The sequence below is a fragment of the Domibacillus robiginosus genome, assembly GCF_000966195.1.
GTDB lineage: Bacteria > Bacillota > Bacilli > Bacillales > Domibacillaceae > Domibacillus > Domibacillus robiginosus.
Genome location: NZ_LAHL01000057.1, coordinates 47,223 through 66,169 on the forward strand (window position 1 = coordinate 47,223; position 18,947 = coordinate 66,169).

An 18,947-nucleotide genomic window follows, 5' to 3' on the forward strand; every position below is an offset into this window, starting at 1 on the left:
TGACAATGATGAAACGCTCGTTCTTTCCACGGCTTCCCATTAGATCGGCAAAATAAATATAAGGTAGCGGGGGAATTAGCCGGTCTTACAATCGCTTGTTTCTTGTTTGCTTTTGGTACTAATCAGCTGCTGACGCCGGCCGAACTGCTTGCCGGTGGATTAGGTGGCGTTTGTGTAATATTTTACCAAATATTTGGCTGGCCGATTGGCACCCAATACTTTTTGTTTAATGTGCCGCTGCTTATAATAGGATATTTCCATATTGGAAAAAAGTTTATTTTTTACACAATTTATTCCGTTATTGTTTCCTCCTTTTTCTTCGATTGGATACCTATTCAGGAAATTTGGACAGAAGATGTGATGCTAAATGCGGTTTTTGGCGCTATCATTTCTGGAATAGGTGCCGCTGTTATTTTGCGGTTAGGCGGATCTGTTGGTGGTATTGATATTTTGTCCCGTGTTATTGCAAAGTACTATAACATTACAATCGGGAAATTTGGTTTGATTTTCAGTGCTTGTATTGTATTAATTTCAGCGCTCCTATTTGATGCTCAGTCTGCAATGTACACTATTATTTCTTTTTTTGTCGGAGCAAAAACATACGATACAATTTTAAGTATTGCTGAGAGAAGCACTATTTTAATTGTTACCGAACATGGTGACGACATTGCGTCTACATTAAACCAGATGCTTAATAGGGGCGTTACTTCCTGGAAAGCCTTGGGGGTATATAGTGATGCTGAAAGAACCGTTTTGTTGTGTGTAATTGTAAACATTGAATGGTCAGAAATAATTCGCGTTGTAAAAGAAGTGGATTCAGAGGCCTTCGTCACCTCGGTGCCTACTCAAAAAACATTCGGTAATTTCCGCGTGAATTGGTAAAGAATCTTCGCTGTGGTATATACCTAAACAAGCAAGTCGTTGTAAATGGTGAGCTTATTAATACTAGGGGAGGAACCAAAATGAAAAAGTTCTTGTTCTTTAGTTGGCTTCTGATTTTAATGATGATTTCGGCAGCGTGTGGAAGTGAGGCAGAAAAAGTAAATTCGGAAACCCCCAATCCAGATTCGATTAAAATTATTACTACAGCCGGCGGTTATCCATTTGCGGCAAAAAACAAAGAAACAAGTGAAGTAGAAGGGTTTATGACAGATATTATGAACGAACTAGCAGCTAGAATCGATTTAAAAACAACATTGGTAACAGGTGACTGGAACTCGCTTATTCCATCTGTTCAATCTGGAAAAGCAGATGTGATTGTAGATGGCATGTATATTACGGAAGAGCGAGAAAAAGTGATTAACTTTACAGATCCTGTTTTTGCTTATGGAGAAGGACTTATTGTTAAAGAAAGTGACACAGCAACAAAATCATTAAAAGACTTAAAAGGAAAAACAGTGGGTGTTCAACTAGGCACGTCTTTTAAAGATATGCTGGAAGAAAAAAATCAAGATCTCGGTTTGAATATTAAAACATATCAAACACTTGCTGATATGTTGAAAGATATTCAGACTGGCCGAATTGATGCTGTTTTAGGAGACAGCCCCTCTTTTAGTTATCTATTGAGTACCAATCCAGAGATGAAATTTAGAATCGTAGAAGAGTATAAACCTTCTCTTGTAGGACAGATCGGTATTGGAATAGCAAAAGAAAACACAGAGTTAGTGGAAAAGTTAAATGAAGAAATTAAAAAGATGAAGGAAGATGGCACAATGAAAGAAATTTATAAAAAGTGGGCGGTAGACTGGGATTTTAATTAATAAGGGAACGGCTATGCTTGAATTAGAATATACCAGAAAACCCTAGGCTATTTATAGTATCAAAGATAATAATTTCACTAGTCTCACCTTTAATTTAGCAGGAATCTTTATCAAAGAAAGGATGTTTACCATGACACAAATAGAAAATGTAATTGAAGAATTGAGAGAGTTAGACAAAAAGCACTTCTTTCATCCGACCTCTGCGATTCAACAACAACAAGAACAAGGAGCTGCGTTTGTTTTTACTGAAGGCAAAGGAATTCATCTTTATGATATAACAGGCAAAAAAGTGATTGATGGTATGTCTTCTCTCTGGAATGTAAATATAGGCCACGGTCGTGAAGAGTTAGGGAAGGTAGCTATGGATCAAATGTCAAAGTTAGCATTTAGTTCGAGCTTTGCGACTTTTAGCAATGAACCTGCTATTCGATTGGCTGCGAAACTCGCTCAAATTGCACCTGGAAATTTAAGTGCCACATTTTTTACCTCTGGGGGATCTGAAGCAAATGACACAGCGTATAAACTAGCCCGCCATTATTGGCTTTTAAAAGGGCAGCCAGAAAGAAAAAAAATCATTTCTAGAACTAAATCCTACCATGGTGTGTCCATGGGAGCAACGAGTGCTACGGGATTAAAAGCGTTTCGTGACTTTACTACCTCATTAGCTCCTGACTTCCTGTATGTAGATAATCGTTCTCCGGAGTCGTTGCGATCACTAATTGAAGCAGAAGGGCCGGAAACAATTGCGGCTTTTATTGCGGAACCCGTTCAAGGAGCCGGAGGCGTTCATGTAGTACCGGACAATTACTTTCAAGAAATTCGTCAAATATGTGATGACTATGACATCTTATTTATCACAGATGAAGTGATTACGGGATTCGGTCGGACAGGAAAATACTTTGCGATGGAACATTATGGCGTCGCCCCGGATATGATGTGCTTCGCAAAAGGTGTCACAAGTGGCTATGCCCAGCTTGGTGGCGTAATGGTTTCAGAAAGAATATATAAAGATTTTACGACACTTTCAAGGGGGACCCTTCTTCATGGTTACACATACAGCGGACATCCAATGGCTTGTGCCGTAGCTTTAAAAAATTTAGAAATCATCGAACAGGAACATTTAATCGGAAATGCGGCTAAAAGGGGAGAGGAATTGCTAGCCGGCCTTGAAGAGATACAAAAAGAAAGAAATATTATCAGCAAAGTAAAAGGCTTAGGATTAATGTGCGGCATTGAAATTGCCAAAGACAGAAAATTAAATGAAGTTTTTGAAATACCTTTATCTCCTTCTATTGTAGCGGAAGCAGCAAAACGAGGACTGATTTGCAGATCAGTCGTGCTAGATGGTCAGGATATTGTCGTATTCGCACCTCCATTAACAATTACTAAAGAAGAAATTATAAATATGATCCAAATTTTAAATGAGTCGATTGGTGTTGTTGAAGCAGCAGTTTCGAAAAATCTTTTACCCAATACGTAAATCATATGGATCACTGAGAAAGGGGAAACAACTATGAAAGAGGCGTTGAAAGAAAAGCTGAAAAAAAATCTGTTTATAAATGGCGAGTGGATACCAGCAGAACACTATACCCCTCTCGATTCTCCCTATAACGGTGAATGTATCGCAGAAGTTCCTTCGGCAACAGTTGAAGAGGTAGAACGGGCTTTGCAATCTGCTTATGAAGCAAGAAAAACAATGGGTTCCATGCCGAGCCATCAGCGTGCAGCCATTTTAGAAAATCTTGTTCGTCTACTAGACCAACGATCAGAAGAAGCAGCTCAAATCATTGCTATGGAAGCAGCAAAACCTCTGATGACGGCAAGGGGTGAAGTAGCCCGTACCATTCAAACATATAAGTTTGCGGCTGAAGAAGCGAAGCGCATACACGGTGAAACGATACCGGTCGATGCAGCTCCCGGCGGGGAAGGGAGAATCGCATACACGGTGAGAGAACCACTTGGAGTGATTGGAGCTATCACACCTTTTAACTTTCCCATGAATCTTGTTGCTCATAAAGTTGGACCGGCAATCGCTTCCGGCAATACTGTTATTTTAAAACCAGCAGAACAAACTCCCTTATCCGCATATTTTCTTGCTGAGTTACTGCAAGAAGCTGGTTTACCGCCGGGGGCTTTAAATATAGTCACCGGCAACGGTTCCTTAATTGGCGAAAAGCTTGTAACTGATGAAAGGGTTCAGAAAATCTCTTTTACAGGCAGTCCAGCAGTAGGAAAACATATTCGAAGCAAAGCGGGATTAAAACGGGTTACGCTTGAATTAGGTTCTAACGCTGCAGTGATCGTGGACAAAGAAGTTGATCTTGATAAAATTATCTCCCGTTGTGTATCTGGGGCATTTGCTTTTCAAGGACAGGTTTGCATTTCCTTGCAGAGAATCTATGTTCATCAAGAAATATATACTGCCTTTGTCGAAAAATTTGTTTCTGCAGCTCAAAAACTGGTAATAGGAGATCCATTGGATTCAGCAACCGATGTTTCAGCTCTAATCAGTTTCCGTTACGTTCAGCGCTCCCTTGATTGGATTGAGGAAGCAAAACAACAGGGAGCGACAATCGTAATGGGAGGAAAAGCAGAGGGAAATATTCTTTATCCAACGGTACTTCTTAACGTTGAACCATCTTTAAAGGTTTCTTGCCAGGAAGTATTTGCTCCAATTGTGTTAATTAATAAGTTTTCGTCTATTGATGAAGCGATAGAACTTGTGAACGATTCGCGTTATGGATTACAAGCAGGCATTTACACGCAGAACATTCAAACAGCCCTTAATGCTACACAGCAGTTACACGTTGGAGGCGTAATAGTCAATGATATCCCCACATTTCGTTTAGATCATATGCCGTATGGAGGAGTCAAAGAAAGTGGAATAGGCCGGGAAGGCGTAAAATACGCAATTGAAGAAATGACAGAACAAAAATTAATTGTATTTAATCGTACCTAACCTGGACCTGTTTAACATTTAAAGAATCTAATCGTTATATATGTAGGTAAATAAGAAACCATCATCTCAAAATATGACATAGAAAGCCCTTGTCGTATTTTGAGATTTTTATTTTTAACTTGAATAATTTTAATGCGGATTTGTGGGTTCAGAGTAAAATTCGATGATGTCTCCTCTGGCTAATCCCGTTGTATATTCAATAATTCGATCGGAAGCGTCATGAGTAGTTCCCTGGATTAATAAACAGGGACTTTCACTTTTTATGTTAAGAAGTTTACTTTCCGTAGAGTTAGATAAAGTAATTTTCATTCGTTGTTTTTGCTTCATTAACTGAATGTTATATTTTTTTTCTAGTATTTCATATAACGATACATTGTCCTCCATGTATTTTTCGATTCCCTCACAATATTTATAAGGAATTTGACTTAATTCAACAGCAATAGGAATTCCATCCACTATTCTCAACCTTTTCAAAGAGAAAACGTCTTCTCCAATATCAATTTTCAACGTTTTCGCTAAAAATTCATCAGCTTTCTCAAAAAGCATATTTATTTTTTTCGTAGAAGGCTGGAAACCTTTACTTACCATGCCTTTTGTAAAACTATTAACGGTAATAAAGTTCCATCTGATGCGACGATTTATCACAAATGTACCTACTCGCGGCCTGCGCTCAACGAGCCCCTCTCTTTCTAAGAGATCAATGGCATGACGAATGGTCATTCTGCTAATTTGTAAAGTTTCAGCTAATTCTCTTTCAGAAGGAATTTTATCCCCATGCTTTAATTTTCCGCTTTTAATATCTTCAATAAGTAATTCTCTTATTTGTTGATAATATGGTTTATTCTCGTCTGACTTTTTTAACATATTTAGCACCAACTTTACATAATATGGAAATATTTAAATATGATTTATGTGTTGTCCATGTGAACTACAAAAAGAAACTACTTCTACAACCCCGAAAAGTCTGTTGTTGATTCTGCTGCTTCTAGTTTTAACCAAACAGCAGCAATTTAGCAGGAGATTATAGATTTTTTTAGTATATACTAATTTTTTTAAATTTTAAAAGAAAACGGTTTACTTTATATATTGGTTTTGGCTACATCAAAAAAGAGAGGAATCTTTAAGCTGAAAAGAAGGGAACTGACCCCTTAAAGATGTTTTTATTTGTCTCGCTTTCTGGGCAGTCTCTCTGGAATTTAGAACGTTTTTTACCGGGTCTACTTTGTTTGTATTAGATTTTTTGGGTTTGATAGATAAATGCCAAAAACTTAAGGATTAAAAATTCAATTCGAATTTTTTGGCAGGACAAATTAATATAACGATGGGTCTTTATTTGTCCCATAATAAATATAACTTGTTGATATTTAATCATTTGTTTCAAAAATTTAAAGTCATTGACATAGAATTTTTTGATAAGCTGAATAAATCCAAAAGAGGTCTGATTAGCGAGAGGATTTGAGCGGAAAATCCTTAACAGAACAGCATTTTCTAGCTTGGTCAATTTCACTTATTTAAAAAGAAAGAGGGTGCTACATTTAAAGAAGGCTGAGGTAAAATAAAAAAAGTGGGTATTTTTTGTCCCGATCTCTTGATTCATCATCTTATTTGTATTATGATAAAGTCAAATAAAAAACGCTTTCAAAAAAGCTAGGAGGAATACACAATGGGTACTATCGTATGTCAAACTTGTTTAGAAACAATGGAGCATTTTGAAGAAGAAAAAGTAACATTGTTGTATGCAGATTGCGGCTGCAAACATGAAACAGCTGGCAATGAATAATTAATCAAAAGTTCAAATCATTTCATCATAATATAAGATGCATAAATCCGCCCGGATGATACATTCATCCGGGCGGATTTATGTTATCGGCAATGGAAGCTGTTCTGAAGGCTTTGACAGCCTCCAAAATCTGGAGCGTCTTTCAGAAGTTTCTCCGGCGGCATATGGACAAACAGGATAGATATTATCGCACCGATATATAAGGGGAAATAGGCGCCTGGGATCCTTCCCGGCGTTTTTCATTTTTGTCTATGTTAATTCATAAGGTTGATTTCAGGTAAAAATATCATTTAACGTTCTTGTATTGTAATCTTTTTATCGTAACTGCAGCCGGTAAGAAATAGAATTGCTTCAGCCAGGATTACTTTCTTCCTGACATTCCCTCGTCTTTAACTTCCTACAGTTGTGAATACAGTATCATAACTTGGTTTCGTATATACAAAATAAAAAAGGAAGTGTTGAGCTACTGAAGCAGCTTAAAAGCAAAGCCAATGATTTGCTTCCAAAGAAACGGATATATTGAATTAAATTTTTTACGATTACATCTAGTTATTCCTTAATCATTATGTACAAAGTCGCGTTTTAAAAGAGAAGCTCATTCAAAATTCACAACAGTGTATAATTGGAATATTGTTACCATTTCAGTAGGGGTTGTTTTGCTTGAGGGATTACATAACTTTGCAGGATGTAATAAAAGCAATATTTTTTTCCTCATTCTAGGAATCGTTTTTGGAGGATATACACACTGTAAGGAGAAAATGAATCCTGCTACTGAACAAAAAATTGAAAAGATACATATAGGTGAGCAATATCCATCCTATGAAGCTGCTTCTAATATAGTGATAAATTCTGTAGAGGTTACACAAGATAGAAATGAACTTGTTAAAGCGGATAGAGTGTTAAAGGTTAATTATACATTAACGAATAAAACAGATAATTTAAAGGAAAATATCAAAAGTTTAGATGTGATTGAAAGTAGTAAACAGGCCATCAACCAGTGAAATATCCATTCATTACAAGTGATCCATCTAAGGTAGAAGCCAATTCTTCTGCCGCTTTTAATGGTTACTACACATTGCCTGATGAAAAGCAATCTTATCAAATTATTTTAGAGGATAATGAGTATAAGAAAACAATAGTAGAATTTGATATCTAAATGAATAGGAAAGTGCGGGAAGAATTGATTTTCCATAAATCTCTCTACCTAAATGAAAAATTGTAATGAAGCATTCCTTATCTTGAACACAGTACAGCATCAGCTAGTTAAGCTTCTTTTGGAAGTCCGAGTGCATGATGCAGACTATGGAAGAAGGCAAAGTCTGTAATGGCCTTGTTGACCGATCAGGAGCTTTTTTCCATTTTGTTTCCGGAGTGGATTTTTAAAAGCCCGATTAACATATCGGGCTCTTATGCGATAGGAAACAGATAAATTCATCTGAAAGACTTTGCCGGTTGAAAAGACGGCAAGGTCTTTTTTGCAGTATGGTTACACTTTTCCGGATTCGTCGAATACCAGGACGCTGTTGCTTCAAGGATGCCCAGACAGTGCGTCATTTTTCGATCTTATTCTGGATTTTATCTATGGCGTTGCTGAGAGAAATGGGCAAGTGTTTCAGTAATATCTTTGCCCATCCCTTGCAGCCGCATTAGATGCAAATGCCAATTTCAGATGGTACGGTCGAAGCGGGAAAATAGGAGCCATGCCTGTTTCGAAAGCGGAAAAGAAATTGAGAAAAAAAACACGCAACATTTACGCAGAGAATAGGATGTATAAAGAGCTTCCGATCAGCTGTTTTAAGCTCTTCAACCGTACTTGTAAGCTTCGATGTTTAAAGAAATACTGTACTACTTTGCTCAGGAATAAGAAAGGAGGGTATTATCTCGTTTTTATTCTCCGTACTTAAGCATTTTTTATTGCTTATACAAGGGTGAATATTTTCCGGTAATTACCTTTTAACAACGGATTAAGGACAAATTCTCACAGCTGGATACCTGCTTAAGGACGTCCTTGTTTCCACTCACTGAAAGAGCCATGAAACATTGTTTCTGGAAGCGGCATGGAACAGGAGTCATGGTAGAAATTTATGAAAACATTGTGAGGGAAAGGGGCATTAAATGAAAGGAATACTTCTATGCGCTGGGCATGGTACGCGAATGCAGCCATTTACTTTTTCATTGCCAAAACCACTATTGCCGGTGATGAATCGTCCGCTGATCGATCACGCGATTGACAAATTCCAGGCTGCTGGCATACAAGAGATTGGGCTGGTCATCAACCCTGCTCAGCAGGCAATTGCCGATCATATAAACACTGTTTATAAAGACAAGAAAATTGAGCTGCTGGTTCAAAGAGAGCCACTGGGTATTGCACATGCGCTTCGTTCCGCACAGGATTTCATTGGAGAAGAAACATTTGCATTGCTTCTCGGCGACAACCTTTTAACCGGCCCACTGCGTGCATTAGTTCAGTCAGCTGTAGATGGAAAGTCGTCTCTTCTTTTAAAGCGGGTACCGAATCCACAGGAATTCGGTGTCGCGTTAGTCGACAAAAAACAGGATCGTATTTTAAAGCTGGAAGAAAAACCTTCCGTACCAAAAAGTGATCTGGCCGTGATGGGTGCTTATGTGTTTCAACCTGCTATTTTTGAGGCGATTAATGCTATTCAACCATCAGGACGTGGTGAATATGAGATTACAGACGCTATTCAGTGGCTGATCGACCACGATCATCCGGTAACATATCGGGAAACCATGTTACCTATTTTTGATGTTGGAACGCACAGCCGCTGGCTAGAAGCGAATACGTGGATGATGGCGGAACACGGGCGGGGAGAAGTCAGCATTGGACGAAATGCCCGCGTAGAAGGATGCGTATTTTTCGGAAATGTCCATGTGGGGGACAACTGCGTACTGGAAAATGTAGTGATAGGCCCAAACGTATCTTTGCAAAATGGCTGTGTGGTGAAAGAATGCCGCATCGAAAACAGTATTTTGCTGGCAGGTGCAGCTGTTCATACTCGTCAATCCATTCGTGATAGTATTTTAGGGCAGGGGTCAGTCATAAAAGGGGATATGATTAGAGGGAAAGTTCGCTGCATCCTGGGAGACAAATCGGTATATGAACTATATGAGCAGGAATCCGATATATGAGCAATTGTAGAATCGGGCAAAAAGATTCCTATCATAAAGGAGAATAGAGACGATAGGGCAGTGGGTTGCAAAAGTGTATGTTTCCAGTCCAGGAGAATCTTTTTGCTCAGTAAAATACAATGAGGAAAAGGCTTATGGAGCTTTTAACAGTCCTCCATTAAAGGCTTTAACATGTAAACTTCTAGACATTGACGGCATTTTCAAATGAAAAATATCTGCGGCTTTGCTTTTGCTCTTAAGAGCAAAAGCTTTTTGCCTATACAGTGAGCTTCTATCTGAGTTTGAAGGAACAACTCTTTCAAACTTCACAGTCTGATGGCTGCAGCGAAGAGATTACGCCGTTCCCACACCGAAAACGGCCGTTAAGCTCTTCAGCGTCGATGGCAGTTGGGGGTTCCGCCTGTGAGAGCAGGGCGCCGAGATTCTTATTATATTTCTATTATACCTCTCATTTATCCATTGGACGTAAAACAACTTGAATAAAACTACTTTACTTGAAAAGGCGTCAGTTTTAATATTTGTTCATATATGTCAGGCAAATCCAACAGAGATTTCCCCGACAGCATTTTCATCGATTGAGCTACAATGTCTGCCCCATGATGAGGGATTTTGCTAAAAGCTGCTTCGTAATACTGTTTTTGACTGATCATTTGTTTTATTCTTGCTTCTAGTTCAGGCAAGGGCATGTCAGGCTCCGCGACACAAGGCTCATCCCCGGCAAGCTCCTTCAGCATCATGTTTTTGACTTCTCGCTCCTTTGTATCTGCAGGCAATGCGAGCAAAGGAGTTCCTGTAGAGATGCAGTCCATCAAGATACCCATTCCTGGTTTGCTTATCACAAGGTCAGCTGCATTCACTAATTCCCGTCCGTTTTCAAATAGTGGCGCCTGGACTATTTTTGGATTGAATGGAAAGTTCACATCTTCTAGCTGACCTGCAACAACAATCCGATACGTTCCTTTTAACTGATTGATTTTTTCGTACCATTCATCGATGTGGCGGTAGCGGAATTTCCCGACCCCCCCTCCCATTTGAACGAGGATGAATGGTTCATCTGCCGGAATCCCCAGTCGTGATTTCACCTGTTCCGGGGACATGGTGATCTCCCGGGCTATGATTGGGATTGGCACATACAAAGTAGTCAATTCTGGAATTTCCTTTGGCTGTGTAAGATTAATGTGAAAAAAGATATCTGTTGATCTTTGGGAAACCGCACGGATTTGTTCCTTAAACTGTTTCGTCCAATCTGTATCTTCATCAGATACACTCATATCACTATGATAAATTCCGCCTATGATGGGTCCCTGGCCTTTCCTCTGTTTTTTCGTCTGCTTCATTTCATCTCTCCAATCATGAATAAGTAAGCTGGCATTAAGAAGCTGGTCTGCTCCTTTTCTAAAATGTACGGAATCATGTATTTCTGCATAAGTGAGGTTTGACTTCAGCCATTCGTGTGTATGTGAAAAAGCAAAAATTTTTACTTCTTCATCGCTTAATTCCTTGAACTTTGAAATATTGGCCACACAGGGATTCAAATGACCCAGGTTTCTCCCAACAATATAATGAATCAATTCTGCTCCGCCTTCCTTTCCTGCCGTCTAAGAGATATTCCATTATCATATGTTCTGTATAACTTTTAGTAGTTGGCTTTTACCCAAAAAAGCGAAAAATGAGGATATTCCATGATAACCCTGAAGATGCTTCTCACTTTTCAATTTGCAGCGTCACTCTCCAATAAAAAACTAGAGTTTGTATACCTATGAACACATCAGACAAAGCTTTCATAAAGTAAAGTAGTTGCAGTATGGAATAATAGGTTGTGCCGCTTTCCGCTGGTAATTTACAACTCCGACAAAGGCAGTGAAAACTATGTTACGTGTAGCAGTTGTCAGAGGATGGTACCTTCCGATCAGTGAAACATTCATTTACTCTGAGTTGGTAAATGTTAAATCGGTTTCCCCTATCGTTTGTTGCAAGAAGATCATCAATCTTGAGCATTTTCCTTTTAAGTCCATTCACCAATACAAGGATAATGATGATCTGATAAACATCCTCCGCATTCAAAAAATCAGTTTGATTCATGCAAGGTTTGGTGTAACGGGAGCTGATTTGCTTGAAGTCAAAAAGGAACTCGGCATCCCGATGTTGACTTCTTTTCATGGTTTTGACCTCCCGACAAATGTAAAGTCTATGCGAAGATATGGTGATCGGTTGCAGCATTTATTTGAACATGGAGATGCATTCACAGTTACTTCAGAGAACATGAAGGAAATCCTTATCAAATACGGATGTTCTCCGGATAAAATATTCGTCCATCACAGCGGAATCAATGTAAGTAAGTTTTCATACAAAAAGCGCACAGCACCAGAAAACGAAATCACCACGGTCTTGACGGTCGGGAGGCTCGTTGAAAAGAAAGGAATGGAATACCTGATTGAAGCTGTTCATTTGGTTCATCAGCATTACCCGGGCATCAGGCTGCGCATTGCCGGAGATGGGCCATTAAGACGGACGCTTGAAAAACAGGTAGAGCAGCTACAATTGAATGGAGTTATCAAGTTCCTCGGGGAAGTTTCCCATCCGACTGTAGTAGAAGAAATGAAAAAAGCCCATTTATTTGCCCTCGCCAGTACGACTGACAACGTCGGAAATCAAGAAGGAATTCCGAATGTTTTAAAAGAAGCCATGGCATGCGGTTTACCTGTGCTTTCGACAAAGCATGCGGGCATACCGGAGCTTGTAGGGGATGGAAAATCCGGATTTCTCGTCCCGGAACGCGATCCCGTCGCCCTGGCCGAGCGCTTGCTGCATCTTGTTCAGCACTCCGAGGATTGGGAAAGGTTCGGTACACACGGCCGTGAAACCGTTGAACAGTTTTTTAATATAGATAAACAAATTGAGAATTTAGAAAGAATATACAGCTTACTGCTGTCAAAATAAGTTTACGTAAGAGGTGATGAGTTTTGCCTAAGATAAGTGTCGTTATTCCCACTTATAATCGGGGAGAGTTTACCGTGCAGGCAGTTGAGAGTGTCCTTGCTCAGACGTACAAGGATTATGAAATCATCGTTGTCGACGACGGTTCAACAGATGATACGGAAAAGCTATTACAGCGATATAAGGATCGGGTCCGCTATATAAAGCAATATAATCAAGGCCCTTCAGCTGCCAGAAATACCGGTATCCGCCTTGCGGAAGGGGAATACATCGCTTTTTGTGATTCGGATGACAGATTTCTGCCTGAGAAGCTCGAAAAACAAATGGAATTTATCGAAAAGAACCCTGACTGCCAATTTTTATATACCTGGTACCACAATGTGAATGATCAAGGGGAATACACAAAATTACGGAAGCCGAATACCTGTGAGAATAGGGAGCATTTACAATATTTTTTGTTTATCCGCAAATTTACGATTAGAACCTCCACTTTACTGGTTCACAGGAGCTGTTTTGAAAAGGCGGGTTTTTTTAACGGGAAGTATTGGTATTCGCAGGATTGGGATATGTGGCTTCGATTGGCTGCCTATTATCGTGGCTATTGTCTGGAAGAGCCTTTAGCTGAATATTGGCTCCATGAGGATAATCGCAGCAGCCATAGGGTTAGAATCTACCATCCTGAAATTATTGAGTCCACGCTGGAGCTTTATGGGTGGGATGATGAGAAGATTGCTAAATTAGAAGAAAAGTATGGAAAAAAACGAAGTCAAGTGGTGCAAGACCCGTCAAAAAATCCCGGAGACGGATCAAACAAAACTGATGTCAACGGGGACGGAGGTAACGCTGGATGAAAGTGGCTTTAATATGTTCGGACAGAGGCCCATGCCCCCCTGTAAAGGGCGGAGCCATCCAATTATTAATCAGCAAAATTGCACCATTGCTTGCCAAAACATATGAAGTGACCGTTTTCTCCATCACTGACCCTTCCCTTCCTAATACAGAGTGTGTCGATGGTGTTTCCTTCGAACGCTATGATAAGGATCAGTTTTTCCAGCAGGTTTGTGAAAGGGTAAAGCAAGTTCGGTTTGATGTGATCCAGGTTTACAACAGGCCCGGCTATATTCCATTGATTCGGGAGGCTTCCCCCCGGTCAAAGATCATCCTGTCACTCCATAACCTTGTGTATCAAACATTAAAAGTAGAAAGCGCTATTGCTGAAGCAGCATTCAAGGAAGTGGATTGGGTCTTTACAGTCAGCAAGTTCGTTGCTGAAGATACTGCCAAAAAGTTCCCGGGCGCTTCCGCTAAAATCCAGCCTCTTTACACTGGTGTAGATTTGGAAGATTACGCACCCATTTGGTCAAAAAAAGGACGAAAATGGCGAAACAAAATTCGCTCATTGTATACTCTCGATTCAAAGGATTCTGTCATTCTCTTTGTAGGCCGCCTTGTTCCGGACAAAGGGTGCCACCTTATTTTAACCGCAATGAACGAGATTCTGAAAAACGCCAAACATGCAAAGCTGCTGATAGTTGGAAGTAAGTGGTATGCAGATGAATCCACCAGCAAATATATAGAGGGACTGAAGCAGCTAGCGAAGGAACATGAATACAATATCGTATTCGCTTCCTATGTACCGGTAGAAGAAGTTCCAAAATATTACGCAGCCGCAGACCTTTTCATCTGTCCATCGCAATGGCAGGAGCCGCTTGCAAGAGTGCATTATGAAGCAATGGCGGCAGGATTGCCCATTATTACAACCAGCCGGGGCGGCAATCATGAGGTAGTTCAGAGCGGAAAAAATGGAATTGTGATAGATGACTACAAAAACCCAGCGGCCTTCGCAGCCGCTTCGATTGACATCCTTAATGATCCACATAAGGCTATTGCAATGGGGAAGGCGGGCCGAAAAGACGCGGAAGACATATACAACTTTGACCGGGTTACCTCTGATATTACACTCCTCTATACAAAGCTCTTTGAAAGCAATGAGCAAGGGGAAAATTCGTCCTCATAAGACGGAGGACTTTGAAGGGATGAAATGGATCATGAAAGTTACTGTGATTGGTTCCGGGTACGTTGGAACCACGACAGCTGCAGTATTGGCTGCCTTAGGCCATCACGTAATCGGTGCGGATGTGGACTCTGCAAAGGTAAAAAAGTTATCGGCCGGGGTTCTCCCATTTGTAGAGCCTGGTCTGGACAAAATGCTGAATGATAAAAACATCAAAGGCACGTTAACATTTACCGATCAGATCAAGGAAGCGATTCGGGTAAGTGACATCTTGTTTATTGCCGTCGGGACTCCTTCCCGTGAGGATGGTACTGCCGATTTAAAATATCTCCGTTCAGTGGCCGATACAATTGCCGCTTCCATTAATGATTACAAGGTCATTGTCATCAAAAGCACGGTCCCCACTGGCACAAATCGCTGGTTATCGGATTATCTCGAGAAAAAAATCTCTGACCACACCCTATTCGATGTCGTCTCTAATCCAGAATTCCTGCGGGAAGGCCATGCCGTCTATGATTCTCTTAATCCTGACAGGATCGTCGTTGGCGGAAACAGCCAGAAGGCCATTACCATTATAAAAAAGCTGTATCGCCAGCTTAAAAGTAAATACGTTATATGCGATTGGGAAACAGCTGAATTAATTAAGTACGCCTCGAATGCTTACCTTGCAGCCAAAATTTCCTTTATCAATGAAATAGCCCAAATCGCAGACAAGACAGGAGCCGATATCCTTCAAGTTGCTTACGGAGTCGGACTAGATTCACGGATAGGCGCAGAATTTCTTAAATCGGGAATTGGCTATGGTGGCTCTTGTTTTCCTAAGGATGTAAAGGCGTTGATTTCTACAGCGGACCTGATAGGTGTTAAAACTCATATTTTGAAAGAAATAGAGTCCGTTAATGAAGCAATGCCTGATGTGTACCTGGCGAAATTGGCTGCTTCTTTAAAAAAGGAACCCTGGACAATCTCCATACTCGGCCTCACTTTTAAGCCTGAAACGGATGACCAAAGAGAATCACCTGCCATCAAAATCGTGAACAAACTTCTGCCTGCATGCAAAGAGATCCGCATTCTTGATCCTACCATTCAATCAAACCTGCAAACTCCATGGCCTAATAACAGTAAAGTCAAGGTCTACCAAACAATCGAAGAAACATTGGTTAGAACCAACGCAGCAATCCTATGTACAGCATGGGATACCTTCACCGGCATTGATTGGGGTAAGGCAAAGGATTTTATGAAAAACCCGATCCTATTGGATGGGCGAAATCTTTATGACCCAAACACAATGAAGGCAGCCGGCATAACCTATCTGGCATTGGGGAGGGGGAATTAAACATGAAGGTGCTGGTTACTGGTGCAGCTGGTTTCATAGGCTCTCACTTATGTGAACGGCTGTTGGCTGAAGGACACGAAGTGGTGGGTGTTGATATGTTCCTGTTCAAAGAATCGGAACGCTTTAAGCAGGATAACGTAAAAGAACTTTTACAGCACCCTAACTTCAAGTTAGTCAACGGCAATCTCCTCGAGCTTGATTTGAAAAAGCTCCTGGAGGGGATCGAAGTCATCTTCCACCAGGCAGCGATCGCGGGCGTCAGGAATAGCTGGGGAGCTACCTTTCGGCAATACGTGGAACTGAATATCCTAATGACTCAGAGGCTCTTGGAAGCATGTAAGGATCTGCCTCTCAAGAAATTCGTGTACGCCTCGACTTCCTCCATTTACGGTATAACGGACGGCAGGACATCTGAAGACAAACCTGCAATGCCCATTTCTCCATATGGCACAAGTAAATTGGCCGGTGAGCATTTACTTCGTATGTACCACTTGAATTTTGGGCTGCCGGCAACTTCGTTGAGGTACTTTACCGTATATGGTCCAAGGCAGCGTCCTGACATGGCTTTTCACAAATTCTTGAAAGCAGTCCTAAGAGACGAATCCATCCCCCTATTTGGAGACGGCCAGCAAACCCGGGATTTCACGTATGTGAGTGATGCCGTTGAAGCAAATATCCTGGCAATGAATCATCCGGAGCATGGAAATGTGTTCAATATCGGCGGCGCGGAAAGGTCTTCTGTGAATCAAGTTCTTACTGTAATGGAAGCTGTCACAGGAAAGGAAATAAAAATTGATTATCAGTCTATGCAGCCCGGTGATCCGCTCCATACGTGGGCTGATATATCCCAGGCGCGTGAAAAGCTGGGATATAACCCGAAAATCACCTTACGTGCGGGCATCCAAAATGAATGGGATTACATCAAAAAAATGTATCAACCGTAAACAACAGTAAGGCGCAAATTGTTTTGCCGGTTCAGGCAGCCATTGCAGGATTAAAAAAACGTCTTGGAATCATAATCCAAGACGTTTTTTTATTGAACGTTTTTCGCGTTTTTGGCTTTCAGAGAAAAGCACGGCAGGCTTTCCGGTTTAACTACTTCTACATCAATGCGGAGGCCCAACCAGGTCACGTAACCGGTCACTTATATACTGGCCTTCGATAAGCTGATTTAAGGACTCTTCTTTTACTTCCTGCATAATTTGTTGACAAGCCTTTTTACATAAAAGTCCAGTCATCTCTTCTTTTTTAACGTAAAGGTGCTTTATTTTTCTCGCTCTATGGGGCAACCTCTTAGAATTCAGGGGTTTTTTGATGCTCATACTTTTGCTTGTGTTCAATCTTTTGGAGTGTAACGGATAAATTCCTTTTTGATAGGCGAATAAATATAATTAAGGGACTTGTTTTGTCCCTTTCAGAAAAAACGATTAAATATAACCCTTTGGTATTTAATCATTTATCCAAAAAAGCTAAAGTCTTTGACATAGAATTTTATTTTGGTTAGTTGAACAAATCTGACCAACGGGAGAATATGGGTTCTAAAACCTTGGTGGAACAACGTTTTTTAAAGTAATCAATTTTATTTATTTAAAACGAAAAAGGGCATCACATATATAGAAGACAAAGGTGAAATAAAAAGTGGGTATTTTTTGTCCCGATAACTTGATTTATCATCTAATTTGTATTATGATAAAGTCAAATAAAAAACGCTTTCAAAAAAGCGAGGAGGAATACACAATGGGTACTATCGTATGTCAAACTTGTCTAGAAACAATAGAGCATTTTGAAGAAGAAAAAGTAACATTGTTGTATGCAGATTGCGGTTGCAGCCATGAAAATGCAAGCAACGAATAATTAATCAAAAATTAAAATGATCTCACCATAATATAAGACATAAATCTGCCCGGATGATAATTCATCCGGGCAGATTTATGTTGTGAAATTTGGCTTGCCCACCTCAATGGAATAGCTGGGTGTTAATCTATGTGTGTAGATTCCTTTATAGCTAAACGTGTCATCTGCTCCCGCGTACAATAAAGCACCAGTCTTTTAAACCTTGGCTTCTGAAATGGAAGGGAAAAAAACGCTGGTACATGGCGTAGTATTGACGCTCGGAGACCCTTCATTTATGCAGGCCGAAATAGAAGAACGGCTGATATGTAAACATGAAGCTGAGCTTGTGGGCAAAAATAATTGCACGAAATGGAATAACATTTCGTGCAGAAGTCTGAAATGAATAGAGGTCTATAAGCTTTATTAATCTAAAGTGATAAAATATTTTTTCAAAATCACTAACACCAAACTATAATTTTGTAGGGTGTGGTTTGGGCGGGAATACTTCTAGTTGTAGGGCCATAGACAACAATTAAGTTTCGGTTTGCGGGGGTTCTTGTAAAGGTTTGCCCGTTTACCAATACTATTTGGGTAGAGGGTGAAAGATTTAATTTTAATTGGCCATCACTGCTTTCCATCCGGCTATTAAAGTAGTCTACTTTCACATTTTGATATGGGTTGTCTTTTGCCATAACAAGTGCCTGGTATTGTGGCGGGAAGATAAGAGGGACTGGTGCATCTCCATCATAATATCCCGTTACCCTATCTCCTACCGCTACCACTGCATGGTCTACAAAGTAAGTAGAGGGTGACACTACAAAATTTACTAAGGCTCCATATCCGTCCTCTACAGACATTAATTTATAGCAGCCTTCTCCTTCACCATTTTGGCTGATCATAAAGTCAGTAATCATGGTGACGGTGCCATAGAAGGATTTAAAGCGAACCATACTCATACCTCCGTCGCTGTTCAGACATATTCCTATATAAATTATGCACTTCTATAACTTGGTGTGTCTTATATGAAATATCTAGAATGGTGAAAACCCCTGCGTAATGGGCATTGGTAAACAGTCATCCAAAGAATCGATTGAAAATTGAAAATACTTGAAAAAATACTTAAAGAAAAGAATGTAATGTTCTCTTACTAAAAATAAATATCAGCAATTTTATATAAA

Annotated in this window: 17 protein-coding genes and 1 rRNA gene; 15 read left to right on the forward strand and 3 right to left on the reverse strand. The window is 40.1% G+C overall.

All coding sequences use genetic code 11. The annotated features are described in order from the left end of the window. Positions 1–90: 90 nt before the first annotated feature. The 4 genes from VP97_RS20430 to VP97_RS20445 all read left to right on the forward strand — a co-directional run bounded on the left by VP97_RS20430 (position 91) and on the right by VP97_RS20445 (position 4,719). Positions 91–882: a YitT family protein gene (locus VP97_RS20430; RefSeq protein WP_281175128.1), complete on the forward strand. Its 792-nt coding sequence runs from the start codon at positions 91–93 to the stop codon at positions 880–882. Between the two features lie 80 nt (positions 883–962). Then, positions 963–1,760 (forward strand): substrate-binding periplasmic protein, encoded by a 798-nt coding sequence (locus VP97_RS20435; RefSeq protein WP_050184008.1) that lies wholly within the window; start codon positions 963–965, stop codon positions 1,758–1,760. Between the two features lie 130 nt (positions 1,761–1,890). Then, positions 1,891–3,240, forward strand: a complete 1,350-nt coding sequence (locus VP97_RS20440; protein ID WP_050184009.1) for an aminotransferase family protein — start codon at positions 1,891–1,893, stop codon at positions 3,238–3,240. A gap of 45 nt (positions 3,241–3,285) precedes the next feature. Then, positions 3,286–4,719 (forward strand): aldehyde dehydrogenase family protein, encoded by a 1,434-nt coding sequence (locus VP97_RS20445; RefSeq protein WP_425388507.1) that lies wholly within the window; start codon positions 3,286–3,288, stop codon positions 4,717–4,719. Positions 4,720–4,848: 129 nt separating this feature from the next. Here the strand turns inward: VP97_RS20445 and VP97_RS20450 are convergent, their stop codons facing one another. Continuing rightward, positions 4,849–5,583, reverse strand: coding sequence for a GntR family transcriptional regulator (locus VP97_RS20450; RefSeq protein ID WP_050184011.1), 735 nt, complete (start codon positions 5,581–5,583; stop codon positions 4,849–4,851). A 799-nt stretch (positions 5,584–6,382) separates the two neighbouring features. Here VP97_RS20450 and VP97_RS20460 point away from each other — a divergent pair. From VP97_RS20460 to rrf, 5 genes are all read left to right on the forward strand, one after another. Next, the gene (locus tag VP97_RS20460; RefSeq protein ID WP_050184013.1) at positions 6,383–6,499 is read left to right on the forward strand and encodes a GapA-binding peptide SR1P; all 117 of its coding nucleotides are present in this window, start codon (positions 6,383–6,385) and stop codon (positions 6,497–6,499) included. A 656-nt stretch (positions 6,500–7,155) separates the two neighbouring features. Further along, on the forward strand, positions 7,156–7,500 hold the full coding sequence (locus VP97_RS20465) for a hypothetical protein (RefSeq protein WP_050184014.1): 345 nt from the start codon (positions 7,156–7,158) through the stop codon (positions 7,498–7,500). Continuing rightward, positions 7,497–7,655, forward strand: a complete 159-nt coding sequence (locus tag VP97_RS24080) for a hypothetical protein (RefSeq protein WP_156153581.1) — start codon at positions 7,497–7,499, stop codon at positions 7,653–7,655. The genes VP97_RS20465 and VP97_RS24080 overlap by 4 nt, the downstream gene beginning before the upstream one ends. Before the next feature lie 959 nt (positions 7,656–8,614). Further along, positions 8,615–9,649 carry a sugar phosphate nucleotidyltransferase gene (locus tag VP97_RS20470; RefSeq protein ID WP_050184015.1) on the forward strand — a complete coding sequence of 345 codons (1,035 nt, stop codon included), beginning with the start codon at positions 8,615–8,617 and terminating at the stop codon, positions 9,647–9,649. Between the two features lie 311 nt (positions 9,650–9,960). Next, positions 9,961–10,072 (forward strand): 5S ribosomal RNA (gene rrf / locus VP97_RS24990). Between the two features lie 62 nt (positions 10,073–10,134). On the opposite strand, the gene VP97_RS20475 is transcribed toward rrf, so the two are convergent. Continuing rightward, positions 10,135–11,220, reverse strand: a complete 1,086-nt coding sequence (locus VP97_RS20475) for a glycosyltransferase (protein ID WP_050184016.1) — start codon at positions 11,218–11,220, stop codon at positions 10,135–10,137. Between the two features lie 298 nt (positions 11,221–11,518). On the opposite strand from VP97_RS20475, the gene VP97_RS20480 reads away from it, so the two are divergent. The 6 genes from VP97_RS20480 to VP97_RS20510 all read left to right on the forward strand — a co-directional run bounded on the left by VP97_RS20480 (position 11,519) and on the right by VP97_RS20510 (position 17,790). Further along, positions 11,519–12,589 carry a glycosyltransferase gene (locus VP97_RS20480; protein WP_050184017.1) on the forward strand — a complete coding sequence of 357 codons (1,071 nt, stop codon included), beginning with the start codon at positions 11,519–11,521 and terminating at the stop codon, positions 12,587–12,589. Between the two features lie 23 nt (positions 12,590–12,612). Next, the gene (locus VP97_RS20485) at positions 12,613–13,437 is read left to right on the forward strand and encodes a glycosyltransferase family 2 protein (RefSeq protein ID WP_050184018.1); all 825 of its coding nucleotides are present in this window, start codon (positions 12,613–12,615) and stop codon (positions 13,435–13,437) included. Next, entirely contained in the window at positions 13,434–14,603 is a 1,170-nt protein-coding gene (locus VP97_RS20490) for a glycosyltransferase family 4 protein (protein ID WP_050184019.1), read from the forward strand. The genes VP97_RS20485 and VP97_RS20490 overlap by 4 nt, the downstream gene beginning before the upstream one ends. A gap of 19 nt (positions 14,604–14,622) precedes the next feature. Beyond that, positions 14,623–15,936 (forward strand): UDP-glucose dehydrogenase family protein, encoded by a 1,314-nt coding sequence (locus tag VP97_RS20495; protein WP_050184020.1) that lies wholly within the window; start codon positions 14,623–14,625, stop codon positions 15,934–15,936. Between the two features lie 2 nt (positions 15,937–15,938). Continuing rightward, positions 15,939–16,880, forward strand: a complete 942-nt coding sequence (locus VP97_RS20500) for an NAD-dependent epimerase/dehydratase family protein (RefSeq protein WP_050184021.1) — start codon at positions 15,939–15,941, stop codon at positions 16,878–16,880. A 793-nt stretch (positions 16,881–17,673) separates the two neighbouring features. Next, on the forward strand, positions 17,674–17,790 hold the full coding sequence (locus tag VP97_RS20510) for a GapA-binding peptide SR1P (RefSeq protein ID WP_050184023.1): 117 nt from the start codon (positions 17,674–17,676) through the stop codon (positions 17,788–17,790). A gap of 437 nt (positions 17,791–18,227) precedes the next feature. Here the strand turns inward: VP97_RS20510 and VP97_RS20515 are convergent, their stop codons facing one another. Beyond that, entirely contained in the window at positions 18,228–18,719 is a 492-nt protein-coding gene (locus VP97_RS20515) for a hypothetical protein (protein WP_050184024.1), read from the reverse strand. Positions 18,720–18,947 lie beyond the last annotated feature (228 nt).